This window comes from Legionella busanensis, assembly GCF_900461525.1.
Classification (GTDB): Bacteria; Pseudomonadota; Gammaproteobacteria; order Legionellales; family Legionellaceae; genus Legionella_C; species Legionella_C busanensis.
Window position 1 is genome coordinate 1522932 of sequence record NZ_UGOD01000001.1, and the last position, 24436, is coordinate 1547367.

A 24436-nucleotide genomic window follows, 5' to 3' on the forward strand; every position below is an offset into this window, starting at 1 on the left:
CCTAAAAGTTATGGATAAATTTTACTTGAACATTTTCATGCTCATTAAGTTTATTAACAGTTTGCTGTAGTTCCTTGACAGGCGTATCAAAGAGACAAATTCGACGATTGGCATTAACTCTGTCACCATATGAATAGAGAAAACGAGTATTAGGAACTTGCAGGAGTTCTTTTTGACGAAGTTCTACTGAGGATTTACTAGATTCTGTAATTTCACATTTCACTTGGATATTGTGTTGGCCGGCAATTTTCTTTACTTGAATACCTCGCTGGCTTAATGATTTAAGATCTTCCTGAAACGCTGCATAACGATGTGTTCTAAGCAATGCATAGACAGAAGTATATTTCTTCTCTTCATTGTTGCTTTTTACATACACATGTAAATTCTCAGTACTGTCTTTAACCTGTTTATCGTATGCACTTTTTCTTACAATAGTTATTTTATCCTTAATCTCATTTAATTTTGATAGGAATTCTTGTTGGGCAACTTCGGGATCGACTGCACTTTCTGTATTGAACTTAACCAGTACATCCGTTGTAGCGGGAACAATATTAGTTTCAGAATGATACCAAGCGCTTAAAGGTTTAGAAATCCAATGGCGAGCGAATAATTCCATCGACAGAAATTTCCAGCTAAACCAGTCACCCCAAGTCTTAGTGCTTACACTACGATATCCTTCAGCTAATCTCGCTCTAATTTCATTATATTTCTGATCATAAAAAGGAATTGTTTGCAGATCATTGGCATACTGGGTAAAGTATTGCGCCAATTGACTTTGTATCTCAGTATTATTTTTTGCCTGCAAAAATAGACTAAAAAACAAAGATACTACGCCTTTGGGCATTAATTCAACTGTAGTAAAAACCCCAATAAAAATATCCATAAACATATATTCTGAAGATAAAATTGCCTTTCGTGGGCTATGTTTTGTTGCTGAAGAATATGATTTATAAATCACTTGCCACAAATCTACGATTTGCCTGAAATAAGGAAAGCGAAACATTGAATTTCCTTCTTTGACAAACTTACCTAATTCTTCTGCCATTTCAACATTGCGCCATTCAGGGCCAGTCATATATGATTGAAATTGCTCGCGGACGTAGTCAGGTTTTTCAGCAATTTTTAGTTTTTTGTTTAATAACTCTAAAAATTTTCCCATTAAAATTACTCCATGTTAGGTCAACTTATCTAAATGAGTTAGATTTGAAAATAAGTCTTAACTTGCTCAAATTAATAACAAGTTATAACTTTAAAAAAAGTAGTTCATATAACAATTTAACAGTAAATTAGTTACCCTTTCTTAAAGGGTGACAGGAATCGAATTTTAAGCATAAGTTGGCATTTGTGAAGTGTCTTGATGATAATTTACTGTTTTTTTTAACTATGCCTTTTTTATGCGCAAATCATTGATGATTTTAAAAATTATTATTCAGTTTAGTTTAGTAATTTTGTATATATAGTGTAATAAGTGACTTGTGTCGGAATATTAGAAAAAACTCTTCATTGGGTGATCTTGCGGGTAAATTACTAAAGATATGATTAAGTCAATTTTGAGTTTTAGTAGTTAGAATATTCATAAATAAAATCCTATTTATAAAATTGAACATGGATTCCAACCCTTATCTAAACTCAGTTCGTTTGAAAAAACAGCTGATATATATATTTCAAATCAGCTTGTATATAATGTATCATCGTGTATTAAATTAAATCATTTCGAAGCTAAATGCATTCCATAAAAAAATCAAATAAACATATCAATACACAATCAGTGCTAGTAAAAATCAAAAAGTTAATATATATTTTTTTGTACTCCTTGATTTTTTTTTGGAGTAAAACTCACCAGCTTACTTTAAGGGATTAAGTCATGTTAAAAAAAATAGCTCTGATTTCTTCACTAAGCGCTGTTTCTACGTTTGTAATAGCTGCTAATGCAATTGATCTTTATCAAGCACCTTATACAAGTTTAAATAAATATCAATTGCCAAATGTAGCAAGTAAGGCAGCTTCTGTTTCTAATAATCAACTTAAACTTATTCAAGAAACAACGCAAGGAAGCAAAGTAATTTTAACCTACCAACAATTATACAAGGGCATTCCTATTAGTGGAGCTCGAGTGATGGTGGTTACGGATAAAACGCAACCACATTCCTTGACTACTTCTGCAAAAGTAAATGGCCAGTTAATCGAAGAACTTAATATTGATACCCAGCCAAGCATTACTTCAGCTAAAGCACTTGAGCTTGCGTATAATGCTTATATAAAGTTTGGTGCCCAACCTAGTATCAAAGCTGAACAGGTAGAGTTACAAATTAGAGAAACTAATAAAAATGAATTTAAATTAGTTTATGAAGTCTCTTTTAAATTATTAAATGAAAAAGGTGCCCCTTCCTGGCCATTTTTTGTTGTTGATGCGCATGGCGGAACTATCCTAGAGCAATGGGAAAATATTAAAACGTATAATGATGTAGGTCCAGGTGGTAACGATAAAATTCATGAATATTGGTATGGTAAAGATGGTTTGCCTCCATTACGTGTACGCCAAAAAGACAATATGTGCGAGATGGAGAATGGATCAGTTAGAGTAGTACATTTAGATTCAAATTGGGACTGGGAAAATACATTACTCAATGCCTACCAATATCCATGTGGGCAAAATAAAGAAGAGCTGGTAAATGGTGCTTTCTCTCCTGTAAATGATGCTTATCATTTCGGATTAGTTGTAGTTCAAATGTATAAAAATTGGTATAGCCTGCCTGCTTTACAAACCCCTAAAGGTAGAGCAAAAAAATTAATTATGCGAGTTCACTTTGGCCAGGCATTTGATAATGCTTTCTGGGATGGTAAAACAATGTCATTTGGAGATGGCGATAGTTTTTATCCCCTAGTTTCTTTGGATGTAGCAGGACACGAAATATCGCATGGATTTACCGAACAACATTCCAATCTTGAATATCAAAACCAACCAGGCGCATTAAATGAGTCATTTTCCGATATGGCAGGACTTGCATCTCGTGCTTATCTTTTAGAAAAGCAGCCTAAGCTTTTTAATAAGACTAATATTACACCTAATCAAATGACTTGGGGCATTGGTGAAACAATAGTTAAAGATGATTTCGGTTTTAAAGCTTTGCGCTTTATGAATAATCCATCTCAGGATGGTGATTCAGCAGATTGTTCTAGTAGAAGTCTAGCGGAGCGCTCGGGGGAAACTTGTAAAATTAGTTATGCTGAACTCGTTGCCTTTGCAAAAAAGAATATCCCAAATCCTATGCATCAACAAAGTTACATTGTGCATACAGGTAGTGGTGTATTTAATAAAGCATTCTTTCTTTTATCACAAAAGATAGGGATTCAACAAGCTTACCATGTCATGTTAACAGCAAACACGACTTATTGGACACCAAAATCTAATTTCATTAATGCCGCTTGTGGGGTGCTGCATGCAGCTAAAGATTTAAATTTAGATACTAAGTCTGTTAAAACTGTTTTTAACAAGGTTGGTGTTAATACGAGTAAATGTCCAATTTAATTCTTACTTTAAATAATTGTTAATCTAAAGGCCCACTTAAGTGTGCCTTTAGATCTGAAACTGAATAATTAATTATTCATCAGTTAAGCGGAAATACTTTGTTCCGAAATAACGTAATAGTTTTTTTCGAATGGTGCCACGGCTTATACCTAGCATCTTAGCTGCTTGTAATTGGTTACCACGGCGCTTTTCCATAACCGCTTGTAAAAGTGGAGGCTCAACTTCTGATAAAATCATATCGTAAAGGTCATCAATAGGTTTATTTTTATTTTCTGCAAGAAAGCGGGTGACCAACGAGTAAACTAATTCTTGAAGGCCTTGGTCTTGTTTAATACCTTGAGTAGATGCTTGTGTATCAATCACGTTCATCGTAACTTCCTTATTTTTGTTAAAAGCTTTATCCAAATACTTTCGTTACGAAAGCCGAAATATTGTACCTCAAGGTTTTTTGATAATCTACTAACATAGGTAGCAAATATTGACCATATAACAATAATTAGATTTAAAAAATAACTTTATGTTATTTTTTAAATCATTGAAATTTAAATGATGTTATTAAAGTCATTGTTAAGTTAACATTTTTCTAAGTGTTAGAGACGCTAAATTTATCTATTTTTGCTTTTATCGTATGTGTTACGACTTATTCACATTTTTCAGGAGAAAATAATATGAATTTAGATCATTTAGCTTTCATTCTAAAAATAATAAAGGCAAACTCACCTTATAAAGTTAAAAAGTTCTGACTTAAACATAATGATATGTGCAACTGACGACTATCTTTATATTTCTCGAACAATCATCGTAGGTAAAAAAGGATAGTGAGTATTAATAGGAAAAAATTATGACCATCGTTGATTGGCTTACAACTTTAATTGCATTTGATACCACATCATCCAAGTCTAATTTAGAGTTAATTAATAATATTGCTGATTGGCTTTCCAATTATAATATTAAATCTAGATTAACCTTTAATGACGATAGAAAAAAGGCCAACCTTTTTGCGACTCTTCCTGCTGCTAATGGGAATACAGCAGGGGGTATTATTTTGTCCGGTCATACTGACATTGTTCCTGTTACAGATCAAGCTTGGACTAATGATCCTTTTAAAGCTGTAATTCTTGATGATAAACTATTTGGCCGTGGGGCCTGTGATATGAAGGGGTTTATTGCAGTAGCTTTATCCTTATTACCCAAATTTCAACAATTAAAACTATCTTATCCCATTCATTTTGCTTTTTCTTATGATGAAGAAGTTGGCTGCTTAGGTGCGCCATTATTGATTAAAGATTTGCAATCATTAAATTGCAGCCCTAAAGCCTGTATTGTTGGTGAACCAACTAATATGTACCCGATAATTGCCCATAAAGGAATTAATGTATTTCGCTGCCAAATTAGAGGAAATCCAGCCCATTCTTCGTTAACACCGAAAGGTTGTAATGCTATAGAGTATGCGGCGCAGTTAATTTTATTTTTAAAAAATTTAGCTTCTCAATTTAAAGAACAACAGCTTGATAAGGATTTCGATGTCCCGTTTACTACTTTAACTACCAATGTAATTCAAGGCGGTACTGCTCATAATATTATTCCTGAATTTTGCGAATTTGTTTTTGAGTTTCGTAATCTACCTGACCATGCAGCACTAAATATAAAAGAGCAGATTAATGCCTATATTACAGACCACCTATTACCGAAAATGCAGCAAGAATATCCATTAGCACAAATTGATTTAAGTGAAGTGGCAAGTGTTACAAGCTTTGCCGCGGATCCCAATGCTAAATTTATTAAGCTCTGTCAATCTATAAGCGGTGAACAAGACCTAAAGAAAGTTGCTTATGCAACAGAAGCGGGATTATTTCAAGAAGCAGCCATTCCTACTATAGTTTGTGGCCCAGGAAGTATTGAACAGGCGCATAGGAGTGATGAGTTTGTAACTTTACAGCAATTAGAAAAATGTAGACATTTTTTGCTTTCTCTTATTGCAGAAAGTAATAAAAGCTTTTTTAACTCTCTAAAAGATTAGGCACTATTATATTAATGCAGTAGATTGGTTTGTTGCTCTAACGTTATCTTCTAATTCATGCTGCTTTTCTTTGCTTGAAATTAATTGAGGAGTATTGATCTGTAATTTACATTTAGTAACTTTGAGAAAAAACGTTGGATCCGGTTGGTCTTTGTCGTTAGTATCTAATTTTATTTTGACATTATATTCACAAATAGGCACAAGATTATTTTCAGTTTCTTCTAATCTCTCTTTATCACAATTTTTATAAACACGTTCAAAGTCTTTATCAGATATTGGTAACAAGGTTTGACCATCGCTGCCTATAGCATAAAATTGTTGTGGTTTCTTAGGATCATTATCAGCAAAACTAAATGTATAAATTTTAATATTAACTGTTGCATAAACCTCATTAGCTGTATTTTTTGACCAGTTAATATGACCTTGTACCTTGCCTCGTTCCAAGATTCCTTGACGGCCGTCAGCAAATTCAATGGTATTAGAAAATTCATTTAAAACTATTGCCTCTAAAAATTGACCACCGAAATACATTATTTTACTGGCTTTTGAACCAGGATGAGGCAAGCTACTACTGTTGCTGCTATCGCTGGTAAAATTTTTAATTGTTTGCACAATCATCGTATCAAAAGGATCAATATAATTTGCAGGCGCAATTACAGCACCATAAAAAGTGACACCCTTCCTGCGAACGTCTGGTATTATTGTTGATTTATCAGAAGATACTAATTCTCTGGTACTTATATCTAAGTCGTGAAACGCTTGTGATTGCGTTAACATCACTTCATCATAATTAACTTTTTTAACAGGAATCTTGCGTATTGTGTGAGTTAGAGCTTCTTGATAGTAGGAGAGTAATAATTGGTGGGTTTCAATTAAGGCTTTGGTGAAATTGCTTGTCATGCCTAACTTTACTTTAGGCAAATCTGGCAAATTAAAAGAAATACCATCAGCAGTATTATTTACCTTGTTTAAAATTTGATAGTCTAATTTTCTCGAAATTAGCTGGCTTAATGTTGTATATTCTTCAGAAAAAACTGGTAATTCTTCTATTAGTTTTATGGCATGTTCAATATCTCTAATGCTCATAAAATCATTTAAATTTAGCGATTGATAAATCAAATTTACAAAGTTATATTTGGCAAAGTCCCGAAAGACTAATTTTTTTGAGGCAGTTTTCGCTTCAGCTTCAATAAAAGCTAATAATTTTTTGCTTAATTCATGAAGTATCATAAGTACAACAAATACTACGCGGATTAGGGATATAATATACACGTTTAATCTTAAGGTTATATTAACAACGGCTATAAGGATAAAAAGCAGTATGAAATTTGAATTTTTTACAAAAGAAAAAATGGATAAAAATTTCAATAAAGATCATTTTTTCTATCTTCCTATTGTCGAGGTATTGCATACTGAGAAATGGTATTTAGCAAATACGAAAAATATCTATAAACACTTTTATACTTCACCAGACAAACTTATGTCTGGCGAGCGCCTTTATATTAATAAATGCCTTAATCTTTCGTGTTACAAGGTAAATTTAACAGCAGAACAAGCTGCCCAGGTAGAGAAGGGAACTAAAATCTTAAATGGCTATCGTGCGGCAGTTAGTGTGGCGCCATGGCAAGTAGAATGCCGTATTGAATTTAATCAATTTGGTAATATTGTGCACCAAAATGCCGACTACTTTAAAAATAATAGCAACGAAAGCAATGTTGACTCTAACTATGCAGTCTAAACTATTGCCAAATAATATTGCATTGATTTTTTTGAGCTGATTTAAGCATATCAATAAGAGGCGCTGCTCGAGTAGATAAACTAATTTCAGGATCTTCGTCTTTATCAGGTTGCATAGACTTAACTTTATCCTTTATTTGAGCAAGGCCTTTTAGTAAATTATGAAGAGCAGTACCAATATCTTCAGCTTTAATAGCACCAGGTATATTATCACTATGTCCCATTAATTTAATTAGTCGCCTTGCAACATCACCAAAAAATGTCAATCGGCCATAAGATTCACTTGTAAATGTGACTAACATGATTAAATCCTTCTTTAATAACAATTTAAAGGATACTGAATTTATTATAAAATTTCTATTTCCTAAATATTTAAATTAATAATTAAGAAGAACAGCTTACTTTAATATCTGCTAAATCTTTAGATGGTGGCAATGAATACAATTCATACTCAGGCTGTTCGTCAAAAGGTTTTTGTAAGATAGTATATAATCTCTCAAATTCATCATATCTTTTATTTTCATACGCATCCGTAATAGCTTGTTGAGCTAAATGATTGCGAAGAATAAACTTTGGGTTTATTTGTTTCATTTTTTGATGACGAAGAGCAGAAGGTAGGTTTTCTAAGGTTAATCTACTTTCATAGCGTTCAAGCCAAGCATTAAATTTGTCCTTATCTTTAAAAAGATAAGATAAAATATCATTCTTTGCATCGTAATTACTTAAGCGACGAAAAAATAATGTATGATCAACCTGATTTTGCTCAAGTAAATGAAATAGATCAGCAATAAGTTGCTTATCTGTATTTTGGCTTTGCTCTAAACCAAATTTTTTATGTAATAAACGTGAGTAATAAGTCTGAAATTCGGTATCGAATTGAGTTATTGCATCTTGTAAGCTGTCCACAGTAACAAGTGGTGTTAATGCTTGTGCAAAAGCTAACAAATTCCAAAATGCAATGGCTGGTTGCTGGCCATAGGAATATCGTCCTGTATAATCAGAACTATTACAGATATGATTGATATTAAAGGTATTAAGAAAGCCAAAAGGGCCATAATCAATGGTTAAGCCCAAAATCGACATATTATCCGTGTTCATAACACCATGACAAAATCCTACTGCTTGCCACTGGGCAATCAGCCTAGCTGTTTTTAAAACGGCCTCTGAAAATAAATGTAGGTATCCTTCTGGATTAGTAGGTGCTTCTGGATAATGACGAGCTAAAACGTAATTGGCCAACTCTTTTAAAGCCTCATGTTGGTTTGTATAATAAAAGTACTCAAAATGGCCAAACCGAATAAGTGATTCAGCAACCCGGGTTAAAATAGCGCCAGGCTCAGGAACCTCTCGATAAACAGGCTCATCAGTTGCAACAATACATAAAGCATGTGTGGTTGGAATTGTTAATGCATGCATTGCACTTGAGCATAAATACTCACGAATAGTTGAGCGCAATACAGCTCGGCCGTCACCCATACGTGAATAAGGTGTTTGACCTGAGCCTTTTAATTGAATATCCCAGCGCGCACCTTGTTGGTTTACGACTTCACCTAAAAGTAAAGCTCGTCCATCGCCAAGTTGAGGTACATAATAACCAAATTGATGTCCTGAATAAACCGTAGCAAGAGGCTCACTTCCTTTTAAAAGTCGATTACCTCCAAAGTAATTAGCAAAGTCTTTTTTTTCTATATCTTTTTTCTTTATTTCTAAGAGTTCTGCTGTATTATAACTAACATGAACAAGGCTAGGTTTTTTTACAGGCACAGGCGCAAGTTTGGTAAAAAAATAGTTAGGTAAGCGCGCAAAACTATTATCAAAATTTAATTTCATAGTGCCTTAGTTAAAACAGAATAATTTTATAGCAGTATAGCAGGTTAGATATTTAATAGAATTTTTATCTGAAATTAGCTAAGTGTAGTCTACACTACTATAAGTATTTAAATATTGGTCTTTTAGATTAAACTAAGTAGAATTATTTAAATGTCTCTGACGAATAGATAAATTCTACAAAAAGCTTTAGTAATTAACTCTAAGGAGAGGTAATGAACGAAGGGATATCGCTTTGGGAAACAATTAGTAAACGAGAAAAAAATTACCCCATATTAGATAATGATATTGAGGTTGATGTTGCTATTGTTGGTGGTGGTATTACAGCTATTACAGCCGCAAATGAATTAATTGCAGCTGGTAAGCGAGTGGCTATTCTTGAGGCTCATCAAGTTGGCGGCGTTACAACTGGGTATTCAACAGGTAATTTGTACGTTGCTGTACAACCTTTCTATCAGAGTATCGAAAAGAAATTTAATTTAGATACAGCCCGAGTCGTTGCTCAATCGCGATTAAAAGCAATTGATTACGTTGAAAAAAATGTTCGTGAAAAAAATATTAGTTGCCATTTTATGCGCCGGCCTTGGTACTGCTATTTTCAAGGCGAAGAGCGTATCTCTATGGAAAAAGAAATTGAATTATTAAAGCGCTTAGATATAGATATAAATTATACTTCTGAAATGCCACTTGCTGTGCCTTTTAAAAAAGCAGCAGTTATGCCTAACCAAGCTCGCTTTAACCCGTTGCAATATGTTATTTCAATGGCGGCTTACTTACATGAAAAAGGTTGTATGATTTATGAGAATACACCTGTAACTCATTATGAAGAAAAAGATTTGTGTTTTTTATATACAAAAAATGGTAAAAAAGTTACAGCAAAAAACCTCTTTCTAGCAACACATTCACCCATCGGAATTAACCACGCACATTTCTTTACAGCACCGTACCGAAGCTATGTAGTTGCTGTTCATTTAAAAAATAATCAATGTCCAGAAGGGCACTTTTGGGATTTAAGTAAAAAATCCCATATTTTTTCAGCGCATGCGTATAAGAGTGATGAGCCAGAGTTAATGATGCTCTCTGGTAGTCATCATAAAACAGGGCAAGAATACTATACAGAAAAGCATTATAAAGAGTTAGAATCAGAGTTGAAGCTTTGCTTAGCTATTGATGATATTGCTTTTAAATGGTCAGCCCAACACTATCAATCTGCAGATGATATACCTTATATAGGTCTTGCTTCTAAAACTGCGAAGCATACTTTCATGGCTACAGGTTACTTTGCTGATGGTTTAACTTATGGCACTGTTGCAGGCCTCGCTATAGCAGATTTAATACTCGATAAAATAATGCCTTTTAATGGGGTTTATCAAGCTAATCGCAATACTCTTGGCGCTTCCTTCGGTTTTCTTGCTAAAGAGAATATTAATGTTGCTAAGCAATATAGTAAGGATATGCCTATTTTTGCGAAAACTGATTTTGAATCGATAGCAGAGGGCGAAGGCAAGATCGTTGAAATTAATCAAGAAAAATTTGGTGTGTGTAGAGATAATAATGAATTACATATGGTTTCTGCTGTATGTACTCATATGAAATGTATCGTTAATTGGAATAGAGCAGAAAAAACTTGGGATTGTCCCTGTCATGGCAGCCGCTTTACTAAACAAGGCAAAGTGATTGAGGGCCCTGCAATGGTGGATTTAACTTTAAAAGAATCTAAGTAACGTGAGTGCAATATAAACTATATATCATCCCTGCATAGGTAGGAATCTATGTGGAAATTAGCTTCGTGCTTATCTATGAATGGATCCCCGCCTACGCGGGGAAGACAGATTTATGAGTATGACAGAGAATTGATGAGTTTATGTATCATTTCCGCGTAGGCGGGAATCTATGATGAAATTTAGCCCCATGCTAATCAATGAATGGCTCTACGTTTGCGCGGGGAAGACAGATTTATGAGTATGGCAGAGAATTGATGAGTTTATGTGTCATTCCCGCGTAGGCGGGAATCTATAGTGAATTTAGCTCTGTGCTAATTGACTGAATGGATCCCCGCCTGCGCGTGGATGACAGAAGATTTGCGGGGATGACAGGAAATTCGCAATGTTTATGTGTCATTCCCGCGTAGGCGGGAATCTATAGTGAATTTAGCTCTGTGCTAATTGATTGAATGGATCTTCGTTTGCGGATGACATAGCTGCGCAGGATGACAGAAGAGAGGCTATAGAATTTTTTTATATTGCAAATGGATTTTATCTCGTAAAAAGCAAAGCATATATGCAGGATTCAGATTAAAGAAATCGAGTTTGATGCAAGAATTTATAAAATCTTTTGCGTTAAGCTCTAATTAAATAAGGAGTTTATTGTGTTAATTCTTGCGACTATATTTTTTATTTTAGCTGCAGTTTTAGGAATATATTTAATTACTTATATGTTCCAAGATAAAACCACACCTAAAGGCGTCGTCATGATTCATGGTTCTCTAGCTGCAATAGGGATTGTTTTGCTTATTTTGTATTTATTTTCTAGCCGCTCTTCACCTGTAATTAGTTTAATCTTGTTTATTTTAGCTGCTATTGGTGGCTTTTATATTGTTTGGCGTGACATTATGCTTAAACCGGTGCCTAAATTTTTAGTAGTAGGCCATGGATTAATTGCAATTATTGCTTTTATATGCCTAATCCTTTTTCAATTTACAGCTTCCTAAATTTATTGAGCATCTATGACTGAAACAACTATAAATAAACAACCTAAAAGTAACTTTTATATTACTTGGTCTGCTATTTTTTCTGCAGCAATTGTTGGCGTAGGCCTAAATTTTCTTTTAAATTTATTTGCCCTTGCATTGGGGATAGCGAGTTTTACAATTCGCTCTACAGGTAAGATTGAATTCTCTTTATGGGGATTAATCTGCTTTTGTATTGCTGCGATTATTGCTATGTTTTCAACGGGATGGCTAGCAGGTAGGTTATCTTACCCCACTTTAAAACGTATTTGGGGTTGCTTTATAGGTTTTTTAGCCTGGGCATTATTATTAATCATGACTATTATTTTAATTACTAACATGATTCAATTTGCCGTTTTTCATGCTAATTTCACATCAAGTTTGGTTGCAATTAAAATCACTAATGATGCGCCTATGCTCACTGAAATATTTTTACGTGGAAAAGCGCCTATGAGTGTTGCGCTAGAAGTAGATAAAAAAGTTATTATTCTTAATGCGCTTATTACTTTTATTATGTTTGGTTTAGGTGCTGGTGCAAGCTGTTTAGGGGGCTATTTAGGGTATGGTAGAGCAATAGCTAATAGGTGGCATCTTAAAGAGTAAGCATGAATATATTAATCACAGGCGCATCCGGCTTTGCAGGTGCATGGATTACTAAAGAAGTAACTGAACAAGGTCATCAAGTTGTTGCGGCAGTAAGGGATACACATTATACAAAAAAATTATTTCCGCACGCTAAGATAGTTGCTTGTGATTTTGTTCAGGACGTTAATCCTGAAGTTTGGCTGCCTCGCCTTGACAATATTGATATAATAATTAATTGTATCGGCATCTTTTATCATTCTGATGCAAAAATCATGTGGGCCATTCATTATGATACGCCTAAAGCATTATTTACCGCAGCTACAAAAAGTAATATTAAGCGTATTATTCATCTTTCTGCACTAGGCATTGAGCGGTATCAATCAGATTATGCTAAGAGTAAAAAAGCTATTGAAGATTATTTGTTCACGCTTAACATTACAACAGTTATATTAAGACCGTCTTTTATTTATGGCCCTGCTTCTGAGGGTGGTATGGCGCTTATGCGTGCCTTGGCTGCTTTTCCTGCGGTAATACCTGTAGCAGGAAGTGGATTACAACAATTTCAGCCTATTCATGTAGAGGATTTAGCAAAAGCTGTAAGCAATATTATAAACAATAATATTAATGAATCTATTATTTTACCTGCTGTATCTGCAAAGCCAATTACATTAAAAGAGATTTTACTAACACTAAGAGACTGGTTGCAAATTAAACGAGGCTATTGTTTATCTATTCCTTTAAAACTAATTAAAATTGGCGCAAAAGTTGGTGACTATTTGCCTTTCTCAACTATTAATACCCCTGCTATTGCCATGCTTGAGCAGGGTAATATTGCTACACCCGAGGAGTCTAAAAAGTTTATTCAAATAGCTGGTATTAAACCTAAGGATTTTGTAGAAGGCGCTTATCAGATACCGAGCAAAAATCCTGATCGTTGGTATGCAAGGTTATTTTTTGTTAAACCTTTGTTGCGATTAAGTTTGGCTTTTATGTGGCTTGCAAGTGCAATTGTTAGTGCTTTTTTATTTCCAAAGGCAAGCTCTTATTTTCTTCTAGCAAAAGTAGGCGTAAATAGTTATTGGCAACCAACTTTACTTTATCTGGCTTCTCTTATTAATGGTATGATTGGTCTTAGTCTGCTCTTCAATTACAAAACTAAGCTAAATTGTTTATTACAAATAATGGTAATGACTGCCTACACTATTATTATTACTTTAAAAATTCCATATTTATGGCTAGAACCTTTTGGCTCTATTGTTAAAAATATACCTGTATTAATCAGCATTATTATACTTTATTTAATGGAATGATATGCTTTATTTATGGTTAAAATATATACATATATTAAGCTCAACTTTACTGTTTGGTACAGGTATCGGTACAGCTTGTATTATGTTATATGGTCATTTAAAGAAAAATATTGTTGTAATGGGGGCTGTTAACGAATATGTCGTTCTTATTGATTGGATTTCAACCGGAAGTACAATAATTATTCAGCCAATAACTGGGCTTGCTATGGTGTATATAGCTGGTTTTCCCTTAAGTTCTTTATGGATATTAGGCAGTTTAATATTTTATATTTTGGCATTAATTTGTTGGCTTATAGTAGTTTACTTACAAATTAAAATACGCAATATTACTTCCTATGCAGCAAAAACAAACTCACCCTTACCAGTTGCTTATTACCAATACTTTAAATATTGGTTTATGTTAGGTTGGCCAGCTTTTATTAGCTTCTTAATTATTTTTTATTTAATGACATTTAAACCTTACACAATTCCTGTCTAACAACATCAACCATTGAGCAGTCAGCTTGCTCGCTAGATAAAGATTGTTTTAATGCCGCTAAACGTGTGGTTAGTTTTTTTTGTAATAGATTGTCAGAAAGTAGGTCGTTTAAGGTTTTTGTAAGTTCGATAGTATTACAATCATATTGTAATAGCTCAGGAACAATCATTTTATTTTGCAAAAGATTACAAAGTCCAAGATATTTAACTTTAATCACTTTAGCAGCAATTAAATAACTTAAGAAAGATCCTTTATAAATGATACACATTGGTTTTTCCATAAGCGCACATTCTAAAGACGCTGTTCCGGATGCAACTACCACATAATGACTACAAGCAAGAACATCAATTGCCTGCCCATTAATAAAACTAATTTTTATTGGGCTATTTTTAAAAAAATCTTTAATTAATTTTGGGTCTAGTGTTTGGGCAATAGGAATAACAAAGTGTAAGTCATGATGAATTAGAGCTAAGTTTTCGGCAGTTTTAACCAAAACGGGTAGATGCTTTTCAATCTCGCTACGCCGACTGCCTGGTAATAAGGCAATTAATTTTTTACTCTTAGGAAGGTTTAAGCATTTACGTATTTCTTCAATATCTTTAGATGGTTTTATACGCTGTACTAAAGGGTGGCCAACAAAGGACACCGGAACGCCTGCGTTTTGGTAAATTTCTTTTTCAAAGGGAAAAATGACAACCATGTGATCAACACAGGCTTTAAGAGTATGAATCCGATTGGCTTTCCAAGCCCATATTTGTGGGCTTATATAATAGATAATACGTAATCCCAGTTTATGTTTAGCAAATTTCGCAAGCGGAATATTAAATCCTGGGCAATCAACAAGAATAACTAAATCAGGTTTTGTCTCTTTTAAATGTTTTTTAATAATATTAAATGTTTTCTTAATAACGAAAGCATGCCGGATAACTGCGGTGATACCTATCACACCAAACTGAGCTAAATTGGCAACGATGTTAACACCAGCTTCTTGCATATGTTTGCCCCCCATACCACTAAATTGTAATGAGGGGTCATGAAATAATAATTCTTTAACTAAATCCGCTGCATGATGATCACCTGATTCTTCACCTGCAATAATAGCAATATGTTTAGGCATAGGCATCCGCAAGCCGAGAGACCAAATCTGTATTAATAAGAGTAGTTATTTTTTGAGCTGTTGCCAAGGCATTGCGTCCTTCCTGGCCTGTCACTAGAGGTATACTATCAGTTTCAATACAATGGATAAATGCTTTAATTTCTTCTAAAAGGGCATCACCTTTCTCAAAAACAGATTGATGACGAGTAATTTCAGGAATACCTGGAAACATTTCCCCTTGGCCCTTACAAAAAACAGCAAATTGCTTGTTATGATAGTCAATTGAAATATAAGAATTAGGCTGAAAGATACGTGTTTTGCGTTCCGTTTTAAAACTAATGCGACTTGCTGTAATATTTGCAACACAATTATTCTTAAAACGAATGCGAGCATTCGCGATATCAATAGAAGAAGACAGAATAGGCGTACCTTGTGCATCTATTTTAACAATAGGGCTATGAACAATAGTTTGAATAATATCAATGTCATGAATCATCAAATCTAAAATAACATTAACATCTGTACCGCGGGGATTAAAGGGTGCTAAGCGGTGTGATTCAATAAAAAGAGGCTTCTCTAAGTGCTCTTCTAAAGCTAAACGGGCTGAATTAAAACGCTCTAAATGCCCAACTTGTAGTTTTACTCCCTGTTTTTTAGCTAAATTAATCAATTCATCGGCTTGTTCAACAGTTTCAGTAATTGGCTTTTCAATAAGGACATGAATGCCATGCGCTAAGCAGTCTTTGGCAATTTCAAAATGCTGGTTTGTAGTTGTAGCAATACTAATGGCATCCACTTTTCCAAATAATTCTTTATAATCATAATAAGAAGCGACGTTAAATTCTTGTGCTACCTGATCGCAAACATTCTGATTAATATCGCAAACAGCAACTAGGATCACATTAGGTAAAGTTTTATATTTTTGGGCGTGAAAACGGCCTAGATAGCCGACACCAATAACAGCACATTTTAACACGTTCATGAAGATTGGAATTGAGTTATGTATGCGCATGATCGCATTTCTTAACTGATAAATCAATTTGAAAAGTTATTTCAGCTATTTTAGTATGCAGCAAATAAAAATTAAAATAGCTCTGAGGGTAAGGAATTAAATGATTAGGTATATTGCAGGTGTAGATGAAGCAGGCCGTGGCCCTTTAGCAGGCCCTGTAGTGACTGCTGCTGTCATATTAGAAGAGCCTATTGAAGGACTTACCGACTCTAAAAAACTCACACCTATCAAACGCAGTCAACTTGCACTTGAAATTCAAGCTAAATCATTAGCTTTTGCCTATGGACGAGCAGATGTTGCTGAAATAGAACAGTTTAACATTCATCATGCGACCTTATTAGCCATGCGCCGTGCGATTGAAAACTTACCCTTACGGCCGCATCATATTAAAATAGATGGCTTATATGTGCCTGATATAGACATTCCTTGCGAAGCCATTATAAAAGGCGATTTACTTATTTCTGAGATTAGTGCTGCTTCGATACTGGCTAAAGTGGCTAGAGATAATGAAATGGAAGAGATGGAGAAACTTTATCCTGGCTATGAATTTGCTATTCATAAAGGTTATTCTACTGCTAAACATTTAGATGCTTTACAAAGGCTTGGTCCCTGCGCAATTCATCGCAAAGTTTATGGTCCTGTTGCTAAATTATTAGCTTTAAAAGCAGAGCACCAACAAAATTAATATTAATTAATTTTATTTTGAGATTGGTTATTTATAAGCAAATTATTCTAACTATTAATTAGTATTGTATTAACTATCATGATAACCCAGGATTTAAATATCTTGCCACTTACTACGCAGGCGCTGAATGAAGGAGAGGATAAATTCTAACTCTATCATCCGTTTAATATCTAATTTTTATCCTTAAGTGATGAAGTAAATAAGAAAGCTTGTCTCTCTTCATACTGTGCTTTTTCCAATTCATTAAATGCATTGAGAAGATTTTGAGAATCAGTTTCGCGAGCTAGTTTTGGCAGATCTAGTCTCAGACCAGAGTAAATAAGATACTGACTTGCAAGCGTGCCCATGTCTGTCGTTTTGACAATACCCCTCGTTAGAATTTCCAATACATAGTTACCAAAAAGAAAGGCTTCATATTCTTGATTCAATGTTAGAAAATCACAAAATGACACGTTGAGTTTTTGCTCAAAAACCTGCTTTTGGGCAAGAAACCCTAAGCGATATGCTGTTGCATCGATTGAATTTATGTTGCCGAAACCTAGCTGAAATTGATAGGAGTGACGTGTTTCATGAATCAAAAAGAGAATTGCAGCATGAGGATTTGCATCTGCGAAGAGTTTTATAGGATTTAGTATGACTTTGCCTGTTCCTGGTTGAGTCGGATCGAACTGAAAGAATGTAGATTTTTGTGCAGAGTTATCTAAAATTAGCTCTGGAGCAGGTAATCCTGAAACTCTAGTTTGTATAGAAAAGATGCGATGCATAACTTCAATGCGATCTGATTCACTAAGATGTGGAAAATTCACTATGAGTTTGGTCAGCTCTGGTTTGCTACGAAGGGCAGCAATCAAAATATCACCTTGAGCATAGGTAGTGAGCAAAGACTCTTCAAGAAAATTTCTAGAATCAAAATGCAACACCGAGGCACCCGGAAAAAGATTCTGGAAAGATGCATTGGCAAAGAACGTTGGGTCTAATTGCTCTTGTGATACTACTGTTGAATAGTGGTAACTCCCAGCAGTCTGTGCCTCACTACACTCTACTGCATGAGTGTTAACACAACTAATAAATGATAAGATGAGTAATCCTCTTTGCTTCATATACTTATCTTCCTAATATGTAGAAGTTTAAACTTGATTTAGGCATTTCAAATTTTATAGATCTTAGTCTTGACCAAATTAGATTTAGTTAAGCGATTTCCAGCGATTAAGTTTTTTATTAGCTTTTACTCACACCATGTCTACTCTAATGCGTGCGCTCATTTTATAAAAGCCATTCATTTGAGTTAAAGCCGCTAATTAATTCCTTATTTAGCTCATAACTTATCATTTTAATTTAACGATAGGCATTAAATAAAATTCGATGTGAACTAACAGACATTAAAATGCCAAAGCCTGCTAAAAAAGTAACCATGGCGGTGCCACCATAACTAACAAGAGGTAAAGGAATACCAACTACTGGCAAAATGCCCATAACCATACCGATATTAACAAAAGCTGAGAGAAAGAATGTCATAGAAAGGCTAGCTGTTAATAAACGAGTAAAGCTAGTTTGAGCTTGATTTGCAATTTGCAATCCCCTTAGGGAGATAAAAATAAAAAGGATAATTAAAATAATACTACCTACAAAGCCAAATTCTTCTCCACTCACTGCAAAGATAAAATCAGTAGCATGTTCTGGTAAAAAATTTAAATGTGATTGAGAACCTTGTAGCCAACCTTTGCCAAAAGCACCACCTGAGCCAATAGCGATTTTAGATTGGATAATATGATAGCCCGATCCTAATGGATCTTGTTCTGGATTAAGTAAAGTTAAAATACGTTGCTTTTGATAATCATGCATAATATGCCATAAAAGAGGCGCGCAAAGGCTTGCAAAGAATCCTACTGTTAAAATAACTCGTATTGATATACCAGCTAAAAAAATAGCACTTAATCCAGCGGAGGCAACCATAATTGCTGTGCCTAAATCAGGTTGTTTAGTAATTAGCAGCGCTGGCATAAAAATAATGATACTCGCAATACCAGCTGTCTTTAAATCAATAGGCATTGGTTTCCGATCTAAGTACCAGGCTGCCATTAAAGGAACTGCTAACTTCATAATTTCTGAAGGTTGGAAACGAAATAAACCTAGATCAAGCCAGCGCTGAGCACCTTTACCAATTTTGCCCATAATCATAACTGCAATAAGTAAGGCAAGGCCTATGCCATAAAGCCAGGGCGTCCAAATTTTATACTTATGTGGTGGAATTGCAGCAAATACTAACATTATACTAACAGCAAAGGCTAAACGTATAGCCTGACGAATAATCATATGAATATTTTCATTGGACGCACTATATAAAATAAGCATGCCAAAGGCCATTAGAGTAATTAACAAACCCAGTAAAGGCCAATCAACATGAAAGGATTTTACAGTAAATCTATAAACCGGACGCGAATGATAGTGTTTCATGTGCTAGCCTCATTCTGTTTAAACTGAAAGTAGGCATCAAGAACCTTGCGAGCAACATTTGATGCAGCAAAATCATTTTCAACCAGAACTGCAATAGCAATTTCGGGTTTTTCAATGGGTGCAAAAGCAATAAATAAAGAATGATCTCTTAAAAACTCAGGAATTTCTTCATAACGTTTTTTCTCATATTGGCGACCACTAAATACTTGTGCTGTGCCTGTTTTACCAGCAACAGAGTAAGGAGCTGTTCGACCAAAACGATAACCAGTTCCTTCTTCACTTTTAATTACAGCTCGCATTGCTTCGCCAACCACTGTCCAATAATTTTCGTCTTTTAGTTTTATAGGATATTCTTCAACTGGTTTAAATAGGTGTATTTCATCTCGATCACTTTGTATTGATTTTTGGAGTAAATGGGGTCGATACCGACGGCCTTTTTGACTTAAAGCAGCTGTCGCATTGGCTAATTGTAGTGGTGATGCAAGCATAAATCCTTGGCCTATTGCAGTAATCAAGGTATCACCTGGAAACCAGGGCACCCCTTTACTGCGTCGTTTCCAATGGGCATTAGGTACAATGCCAGGTGCCTCTTCATTTAAATCGACATTAGTAAGCTGGCCAAAGCCAAATTTATGTAACATATCTTCTAGCGTTCTAATTCCTATTTTATGCCCTAGCTGGTAAAAATAGGTGTCACAAGAAACGGTAATGGCTCGTGCAAGGCTAATCATGCCATGTCCTGTTTTTTTCCAATCGCGATACTCGTGGCTAACACCGGGTAATTTAAACCAGCCCGGATCAAAGACCCGATAATTAGTATCAATGGCTCCTTTTTCTAACCCAGCTAAAGCAATAAAGGGCTTTACTGTTGACGCCGGTGGATATAGTCCTCGTACAGCACGATTATATAATGGTCTATCTTTAGCGGTAGCTAATTTTTGATAGTCATTGAGATTGATGCCGTTAACAAACAGATTAGGATCATAGCTTGGTGAACTTGCCATTGTTAAAATATCACCATTATGAGTACTTATGGCAACAACTGCGCCTCGCTTATCTTTTAAAGCTTCATAAGCAACTTTTTGTAAGCGCGAATCTATGGTTAAATAAAGCTTTTCGCCTGAGACTGGATTTTGCTTATCTAGTACTCTGATTGTACGGCCACTAACGTCGGTTTCAACTAATTGATATCCGACTTGGCCATGTAAAAGCTTTTCATAAAATTTTTCAATACCTGCTTTGCCAATAAAATTTGTTGCACGGTAATTAGTTGGATTTACTTCGCGCAATTCCTGCACATTAATTCTACCAACATAGCCTAAAAGATGTGAGGTTATTTCGCCTAATGGATAATAACGCATTAATCGCGCCTTAATATTTATCCCAGTAAACTGATGTTGATGGGAAGCAAAAATAGCAACTTCTTCTTGATCTAATTTAAGTTTTAAAGGAATAGGAACAAACGAGCGATTTTGCCGGCGAGTACGATTGAAATTGTCAATATCTTCATCACTTATTGAAGGAAGGAGTTTTCTTAAATCTGCAAGTGTTTTTTTTAAATTCTTTACATGTTCTGGTATAACTTCTAATACGTAGACAGGGATGTTTTCAGCAAGGATTACCCCTTTTCTATCTAAAATAATACCTCTTGGCGGGGCAATAGGAATAATGGTCATTTGGTTTTTTAAAGAAAGCGTCTTATATTGCTTATACTGGGCTAATTGTAGGTACCCCAATCTGGCAATAATGACTGCTGAACAGCAAATGATAATTGCAATCAATAAATTTAAACGAGAACAATGAATATTGAACTCAGCTTGTTCATTTTTAACCCGTTGATTAAGGCGCATCTTTTAGTGTTATTTTTAAAAGCCAATGAAAAATGAATGGACATCTTAACGCAAAATATCATTTGTGATAAGGGTGATTATAAATAATTGACCATGCTCGATAAATGGCTTCTAACAAAACAATTCTAACTAAAGGATGAGGGAGTGTAAGGGATGATAAAGACCATTGTTCTTGACTACGTGCTAAGGTGTGCGGCGTTAAGCCTTCTGGTCCACCAATAATAAAGCAAACATGACTCGTGATTTGTTGCAATGCTTCAAATTTTAAAGCAAGCTTTTCACTACTAAACGTTTTACCGCCAATTTCAAGTGCTATTATTCTGGCAGCGTCTGGAATGACTGCATCAATGAGCAGTGATTCTTTCTCTAAAATACGTTTTAAATCACTTGTCTTGGTCCGCTTTATTAAAGGAATCTCAATTAAATTTAATTTAACGTATTCCTTTAATCGTTTACTATATTCATTAAAGCCTTGCTCAATCCAAGCAGGCATTTTATTACCACATGAGATAATAGTAATTTTAAACATATTAAATTATTGATCATCTTGCCATAACCCTTCCAAATTATAGAAGGTTCTAGTATCTGGCTGCATCACATGTAAGACAAAATCGCCAAAATCAATTAATGCCCAATCACCGCTTTCTAGGCCATGGGAGCCTAGTATTGGCATATTAGCCTGTTTCATCTTTTCGACTACATTGGTAGCAATAGCTTTAACATGTCGCGAAGAACGACCGCTACTAATAACCATAAAATCGGTCACTGCAGTTTGCTCGCTCACATTAATAGTAACAACATTGATTGCTTGATTATCGTCTAAGATGGCAAGAAGTTTTTTAAGTTCAGGTGATTGTTCTAACATAGTTAAATCAGTTTAAAGCGTTGCATGATAACAGACATAGTTAAGACAATTCAAGCTGGCTTAACATGTAGGTTGGGCTAAACGAAGTGCCGCCCAACAAATGATAAATAGAATACATTGCCTTATGACTGAAACAGTTGAACAGCGCTATGGTTAGCTCAATCTACAATCTTTTGCCAACATCCTACTCTTTATCTGCGAGATCCAGGTTCCATAGGAATTCATAGCTCACTCACAAAGTCTATTGAGCGATTGGCTTTATTTCTTCGTTATATTGCAATGCTCTTTTGATGACTTTGCGTCCATAAAAATATTTACCAAAAACATTGGTTACTAATTGATTAATCATATGTGGAAGAAAAGGCATTGGCCTTAATACATCAATAATCAAAACGGCCCGGTAATCCTCACTCTGATTTCTAACCTCATGAGGCCAAGAATCATCAAATAAAACAGCTTGACCCTCTTGCCAAGTATAGGGTTGATTATTAACAATGATTTCTGGCGGATAGTTTTTAGGTATATGAAGGCCTAAATGATAACGAAGATAGCCCATATAAGGACCTTTATGCAGCGGAATAGATTTTCCTGGTTCCAAAATAGAAAAAAAAGCTTGAATTAAGTTAGGAATTCTTTTTAACAATTGACAAAGTTTAGGGCATAAAGTTTGCGCTTTTTCTAACTCATAGCCTAAAAGATAGACCATAAAAACATTCCAGTTCTTTTGTGTTGTGTCTGAGATTTCAGCTTCACCGGGGTCAATATCGTGATACCTGGGTAGTTGACTGCTACTTGTTAAGACCTGATTAAACTCTTGCTTTATTTCATTAAAATGGCTGGTTATTTCATTTAACGAGGGGAAAGTTTGTTCGATATCAAAAAAAGTTGGACGTTTTTCATAACCAATATAACGGCTATAAATATTATTAATAATATCTTTAAAATAATGATAATCCATGAATAAGCCTAGCATGATTAGCTTTGTTCTCGGTATGTTATTCAAATCATATGATTAATGTCAATTGATTATGGGTATGTTGAAAACTTGTTTATTTGAATTAAATTCATATTGGTTAGGCTGTTCAACATATTTATACTGATAGATTTATTAAATTTTGCTAAAATGAGCTTTTTAAATTTATTGCCATGTAACTGTAATCGCAATATTTTAATAGAGAATCCTACCTAAATGAGTTTTACTTCTTGGTACTATCCTTCATTTATTGCTCTTTTATTATATGGAGCGTGGGGGTATTGGGGCTCTAGAGCAGCTGATTTTATCAATCCTTTATCTATTACTTTTTACTCAAGCTTAGGCGTACTCATTTCTGGTATTATTTCATTAGTATTATTAAGTTTTAAACCTGAGCTTTCTAGTAAAGGTAGCTTTTATGGTTTATTAAATGGTTTGGCCAGTGGAATTGCATGTATTTTCTTTATCATGGCACTACGAAAGGGCCCAGCAATACCTGTGGTGCTTATAACATCCATGTACCCCGTTGTAACTCTAATTCTATGTATGATTTTTTTAAAGCAGACGATTACTTATAAGCAAGCATTAGGAATGGTATTTGCTTTTATAGCTTTATTTTTGCTTGCTAATGAATGAATTAAATTTTATTGAAGATATTTATAATGTTCCTGTATGGTTTTGCTAAATTTTAAAGCTTTAAATTGGTGTTAAAGTGTATTAAAAACAACTGACTAAACTGTTTTAACTCTCTATCAGAATGAATTTCAATAAACAAAGTTTGTGGATAATTTTGTTGTAATTGTTTTAATAATGTTTGCACTCGCTTTTCAAATCCCCACATATATTTTAACAAAGACCAACTTACTTTTTCATGGCAATTGGTTGCGCGATCGTCAATTCGTTTATCTTTATAGAAAAATCTTTTCAGAACACGCCAATAACAAAGCATTTTTGGATAGTTAAAATATAGGCATAGTGTGGCTCGCTTATAGCGCATCTCAAATGATTTAGTTGAGTTACCGTCAATAATCCATTGTTCTTGATTAACAAAGGATTGTTGAATAGAGAGAAATTCTTGGTAATTTCGTTCTACCCAATAATCGGTAAAAAAATATTTATCTAGGTGATAAAGAGGTAAGTGCGTCTGTTGATGCAATTGATAAGCAAAAGTAGATTTACCACTACCACTGCGTCCCATAATCATAATACGATGAGGCATAACTAGGCTTTTGAAGAAATCTATTAAATAATTTTAAATATTTATCAATTTTAGCTAAAAGTATATAA

The 24436-nt window shown here is 34.4% G+C and carries 24 protein-coding genes; 10 read left to right on the top strand and 14 right to left on the bottom strand.

Features of this window, described 5'->3' with window-relative positions:
- Position 1: 1 nt before the first annotated feature.
- Positions 2-1159 (bottom strand): hypothetical protein, encoded by a 1158-nt coding sequence (locus DYH30_RS06830; protein ID WP_115330933.1) that lies wholly within the window; start codon positions 1157-1159, stop codon positions 2-4.
- 705 nt (positions 1160-1864) lie between these two features.
- Here DYH30_RS06830 and DYH30_RS06835 point away from each other — a divergent pair.
- The gene (locus tag DYH30_RS06835) at positions 1865-3529 is read left to right on the top strand and encodes a M4 family metallopeptidase (protein WP_115330934.1); all 1665 of its coding nucleotides are present in this window, start codon (positions 1865-1867) and stop codon (positions 3527-3529) included.
- A gap of 72 nt (positions 3530-3601) precedes the next feature.
- Here the strand turns inward: DYH30_RS06835 and DYH30_RS06840 are convergent, their stop codons facing one another.
- Positions 3602-3898, bottom strand: coding sequence for a helix-turn-helix domain-containing protein (locus DYH30_RS06840; RefSeq protein WP_115330935.1), 297 nt, complete (start codon positions 3896-3898; stop codon positions 3602-3604).
- A gap of 472 nt (positions 3899-4370) precedes the next feature.
- Between DYH30_RS06840 and argE the strand changes: the two genes are divergently transcribed.
- Complete coding sequence (argE, locus tag DYH30_RS06845; RefSeq protein ID WP_115330936.1) at positions 4371-5549, top strand: acetylornithine deacetylase; 1179 nt, start codon at positions 4371-4373, stop codon at positions 5547-5549.
- Positions 5550-5555: 6 nt separating this feature from the next.
- On the opposite strand, the gene DYH30_RS06850 is transcribed toward argE, so the two are convergent.
- Positions 5556-6779 (bottom strand): hypothetical protein, encoded by a 1224-nt coding sequence (locus DYH30_RS06850; protein ID WP_131740595.1) that lies wholly within the window; start codon positions 6777-6779, stop codon positions 5556-5558.
- 91 nt (positions 6780-6870) lie between these two features.
- Here DYH30_RS06850 and DYH30_RS06855 point away from each other — a divergent pair, with 91 nt between their 5' ends.
- Positions 6871-7287 (top strand): hypothetical protein, encoded by a 417-nt coding sequence (locus DYH30_RS06855; protein WP_115330938.1) that lies wholly within the window; start codon positions 6871-6873, stop codon positions 7285-7287.
- Position 7288: 1 nt separating this feature from the next.
- Here DYH30_RS06855 and DYH30_RS06860 read toward each other — a convergent pair whose 3' ends face one another.
- Together DYH30_RS06860 and DYH30_RS06865 are read right to left on the bottom strand one after the other, a co-directional pair.
- Positions 7289-7588, bottom strand: coding sequence for a DUF1840 domain-containing protein (locus tag DYH30_RS06860; protein WP_115330939.1), 300 nt, complete (start codon positions 7586-7588; stop codon positions 7289-7291).
- Between the two features lie 82 nt (positions 7589-7670).
- On the bottom strand, positions 7671-9116 hold the full coding sequence (locus tag DYH30_RS06865; RefSeq protein ID WP_115330940.1) for a protein adenylyltransferase SelO: 1446 nt from the start codon (positions 9114-9116) through the stop codon (positions 7671-7673).
- Between the two features lie 212 nt (positions 9117-9328).
- On the opposite strand from DYH30_RS06865, the gene DYH30_RS06870 reads away from it, so the two are divergent.
- The 5 genes from DYH30_RS06870 (at position 9329) to DYH30_RS06890 (ending at position 14214) form a co-directional block, all read left to right on the top strand.
- On the top strand, positions 9329-10837 hold the full coding sequence (locus DYH30_RS06870) for an FAD-dependent oxidoreductase (RefSeq protein WP_115330941.1): 1509 nt from the start codon (positions 9329-9331) through the stop codon (positions 10835-10837).
- Positions 10838-11481: 644 nt separating this feature from the next.
- Positions 11482-11823, top strand: coding sequence for a hypothetical protein (locus DYH30_RS06875; RefSeq protein WP_207385755.1), 342 nt, complete (start codon positions 11482-11484; stop codon positions 11821-11823).
- Positions 11824-11838: 15 nt separating this feature from the next.
- On the top strand, positions 11839-12444 hold the full coding sequence (locus DYH30_RS06880) for a hypothetical protein (protein ID WP_115330943.1): 606 nt from the start codon (positions 11839-11841) through the stop codon (positions 12442-12444).
- Positions 12445-12446: 2 nt separating this feature from the next.
- Complete coding sequence (locus DYH30_RS06885; RefSeq protein WP_115330944.1) at positions 12447-13736, top strand: SDR family oxidoreductase; 1290 nt, start codon at positions 12447-12449, stop codon at positions 13734-13736.
- 1 nt (position 13737) lies between these two features.
- The gene (locus DYH30_RS06890) at positions 13738-14214 is read left to right on the top strand and encodes a DUF2269 family protein (RefSeq protein ID WP_115330945.1); all 477 of its coding nucleotides are present in this window, start codon (positions 13738-13740) and stop codon (positions 14212-14214) included.
- Here the strand turns inward: DYH30_RS06890 and lpxB are convergent.
- Both lpxB and DYH30_RS06900 read right to left on the bottom strand, forming a co-directional pair.
- Positions 14189-15337, bottom strand: a complete 1149-nt coding sequence (gene lpxB / locus DYH30_RS06895) for a lipid-A-disaccharide synthase (RefSeq protein ID WP_115330946.1) — start codon at positions 15335-15337, stop codon at positions 14189-14191. The two genes, DYH30_RS06890 and lpxB, sit on opposite strands and share 26 nt — an antisense overlap.
- The gene (locus tag DYH30_RS06900) at positions 15324-16292 is read right to left on the bottom strand and encodes a Gfo/Idh/MocA family protein (RefSeq protein WP_115330947.1); all 969 of its coding nucleotides are present in this window, start codon (positions 16290-16292) and stop codon (positions 15324-15326) included. The genes lpxB and DYH30_RS06900 overlap by 14 nt, the downstream gene beginning before the upstream one ends.
- Positions 16293-16422: 130 nt before the next feature.
- On the opposite strand from DYH30_RS06900, the gene rnhB reads away from it, so the two are divergent.
- A complete protein-coding gene (gene rnhB / locus DYH30_RS06905; RefSeq protein WP_115330948.1) occupies positions 16423-17007 on the top strand; it encodes a ribonuclease HII in 585 nt (194 codons plus the stop codon).
- Positions 17008-17177: 170 nt separating this feature from the next.
- Here rnhB and DYH30_RS06910 read toward each other — a convergent pair whose 3' ends face one another.
- The 6 genes from DYH30_RS06910 to DYH30_RS06935 all read right to left on the bottom strand — a co-directional run bounded on the left by DYH30_RS06910 (position 17178) and on the right by DYH30_RS06935 (position 23134).
- Entirely contained in the window at positions 17178-18107 is a 930-nt protein-coding gene (locus tag DYH30_RS06910; protein WP_115330949.1) for a hypothetical protein, read from the bottom strand.
- 235 nt (positions 18108-18342) lie between these two features.
- On the bottom strand, positions 18343-19461 hold the full coding sequence (gene rodA, locus DYH30_RS06915; protein ID WP_115330950.1) for a rod shape-determining protein RodA: 1119 nt from the start codon (positions 19459-19461) through the stop codon (positions 18343-18345).
- A complete protein-coding gene (gene mrdA, locus DYH30_RS06920) occupies positions 19458-21311 on the bottom strand; it encodes a penicillin-binding protein 2 (protein WP_115330951.1) in 1854 nt (617 codons plus the stop codon). Before mrdA ends, rodA begins: the two co-directional genes overlap by 4 nt.
- Before the next feature lie 58 nt (positions 21312-21369).
- Complete coding sequence (rlmH, locus tag DYH30_RS06925; protein ID WP_115330952.1) at positions 21370-21840, bottom strand: 23S rRNA (pseudouridine(1915)-N(3))-methyltransferase RlmH; 471 nt, start codon at positions 21838-21840, stop codon at positions 21370-21372.
- 6 nt (positions 21841-21846) lie between these two features.
- Positions 21847-22176: a ribosome silencing factor gene (rsfS, locus tag DYH30_RS06930; protein WP_115330953.1), complete on the bottom strand. Its 330-nt coding sequence runs from the start codon at positions 22174-22176 to the stop codon at positions 21847-21849.
- A gap of 241 nt (positions 22177-22417) precedes the next feature.
- Entirely contained in the window at positions 22418-23134 is a 717-nt protein-coding gene (locus tag DYH30_RS06935) for an aspartyl/asparaginyl beta-hydroxylase domain-containing protein (RefSeq protein WP_115330954.1), read from the bottom strand.
- Between the two features lie 231 nt (positions 23135-23365).
- Here DYH30_RS06935 and DYH30_RS06940 point away from each other — a divergent pair, with 231 nt between their 5' ends.
- Complete coding sequence (locus DYH30_RS06940; RefSeq protein ID WP_115330955.1) at positions 23366-23785, top strand: EamA family transporter; 420 nt, start codon at positions 23366-23368, stop codon at positions 23783-23785.
- Positions 23786-23837: 52 nt separating this feature from the next.
- Here DYH30_RS06940 and DYH30_RS06945 read toward each other — a convergent pair whose 3' ends face one another.
- On the bottom strand, positions 23838-24368 hold the full coding sequence (locus DYH30_RS06945; protein ID WP_242604647.1) for a P-loop NTPase family protein: 531 nt from the start codon (positions 24366-24368) through the stop codon (positions 23838-23840).
- Positions 24369-24436 lie beyond the last annotated feature (68 nt).

What these genes read in the sequence shown, in the direction of transcription:
- DYH30_RS06830 (WP_115330933.1), bottom strand. Translation starts at nt 1,159, where the DNA reads ATGGGAAAATTTTTAGAGTTATTAAACAAAAAACTAAAAATTGCTGAA.
- DYH30_RS06835 (WP_115330934.1), top strand. Translation starts at nt 1,865, where the DNA reads ATGTTAAAAAAAATAGCTCTGATTTCTTCACTAAGCGCTGTTTCTACG.
- DYH30_RS06840 (WP_115330935.1), bottom strand. Translation starts at nt 3,898, where the DNA reads ATGAACGTGATTGATACACAAGCATCTACTCAAGGTATTAAACAAGAC.
- argE (WP_115330936.1), top strand. Translation starts at nt 4,371, where the DNA reads ATGACCATCGTTGATTGGCTTACAACTTTAATTGCATTTGATACCACA.
- DYH30_RS06850 (WP_131740595.1), bottom strand. Translation starts at nt 6,779, where the DNA reads ATGATACTTCATGAATTAAGCAAAAAATTATTAGCTTTTATTGAAGCT.
- DYH30_RS06855 (WP_115330938.1), top strand. Translation starts at nt 6,871, where the DNA reads ATGAAATTTGAATTTTTTACAAAAGAAAAAATGGATAAAAATTTCAAT.
- DYH30_RS06860 (WP_115330939.1), bottom strand. Translation starts at nt 7,588, where the DNA reads ATGTTAGTCACATTTACAAGTGAATCTTATGGCCGATTGACATTTTTT.
- DYH30_RS06865 (WP_115330940.1), bottom strand. Translation starts at nt 9,116, where the DNA reads ATGAAATTAAATTTTGATAATAGTTTTGCGCGCTTACCTAACTATTTT.
- DYH30_RS06870 (WP_115330941.1), top strand. Translation starts at nt 9,329, where the DNA reads ATGAACGAAGGGATATCGCTTTGGGAAACAATTAGTAAACGAGAAAAA.
- DYH30_RS06880 (WP_115330943.1), top strand. Translation starts at nt 11,839, where the DNA reads ATGACTGAAACAACTATAAATAAACAACCTAAAAGTAACTTTTATATT.
- DYH30_RS06885 (WP_115330944.1), top strand. Translation starts at nt 12,447, where the DNA reads ATGAATATATTAATCACAGGCGCATCCGGCTTTGCAGGTGCATGGATT.
- DYH30_RS06890 (WP_115330945.1), top strand. Translation starts at nt 13,738, where the DNA reads ATGCTTTATTTATGGTTAAAATATATACATATATTAAGCTCAACTTTA.
- lpxB (WP_115330946.1), bottom strand. Translation starts at nt 15,337, where the DNA reads ATGCCTATGCCTAAACATATTGCTATTATTGCAGGTGAAGAATCAGGT.
- DYH30_RS06900 (WP_115330947.1), bottom strand. Translation starts at nt 16,292, where the DNA reads ATGAACGTGTTAAAATGTGCTGTTATTGGTGTCGGCTATCTAGGCCGT.
- rnhB (WP_115330948.1), top strand. Translation starts at nt 16,423, where the DNA reads ATGATTAGGTATATTGCAGGTGTAGATGAAGCAGGCCGTGGCCCTTTA.
- DYH30_RS06910 (WP_115330949.1), bottom strand. Translation starts at nt 18,107, where the DNA reads ATGAAGCAAAGAGGATTACTCATCTTATCATTTATTAGTTGTGTTAAC.
- rodA (WP_115330950.1), bottom strand. Translation starts at nt 19,461, where the DNA reads ATGAAACACTATCATTCGCGTCCGGTTTATAGATTTACTGTAAAATCC.
- mrdA (WP_115330951.1), bottom strand. Translation starts at nt 21,311, where the DNA reads ATGCGCCTTAATCAACGGGTTAAAAATGAACAAGCTGAGTTCAATATT.
- rlmH (WP_115330952.1), bottom strand. Translation starts at nt 21,840, where the DNA reads ATGTTTAAAATTACTATTATCTCATGTGGTAATAAAATGCCTGCTTGG.
- rsfS (WP_115330953.1), bottom strand. Translation starts at nt 22,176, where the DNA reads ATGTTAGAACAATCACCTGAACTTAAAAAACTTCTTGCCATCTTAGAC.
- DYH30_RS06935 (WP_115330954.1), bottom strand. Translation starts at nt 23,134, where the DNA reads ATGGATTATCATTATTTTAAAGATATTATTAATAATATTTATAGCCGT.
- DYH30_RS06940 (WP_115330955.1), top strand. Translation starts at nt 23,366, where the DNA reads ATGAGTTTTACTTCTTGGTACTATCCTTCATTTATTGCTCTTTTATTA.
- DYH30_RS06945 (WP_242604647.1), bottom strand. Translation starts at nt 24,368, where the DNA reads ATGCCTCATCGTATTATGATTATGGGACGCAGTGGTAGTGGTAAATCT.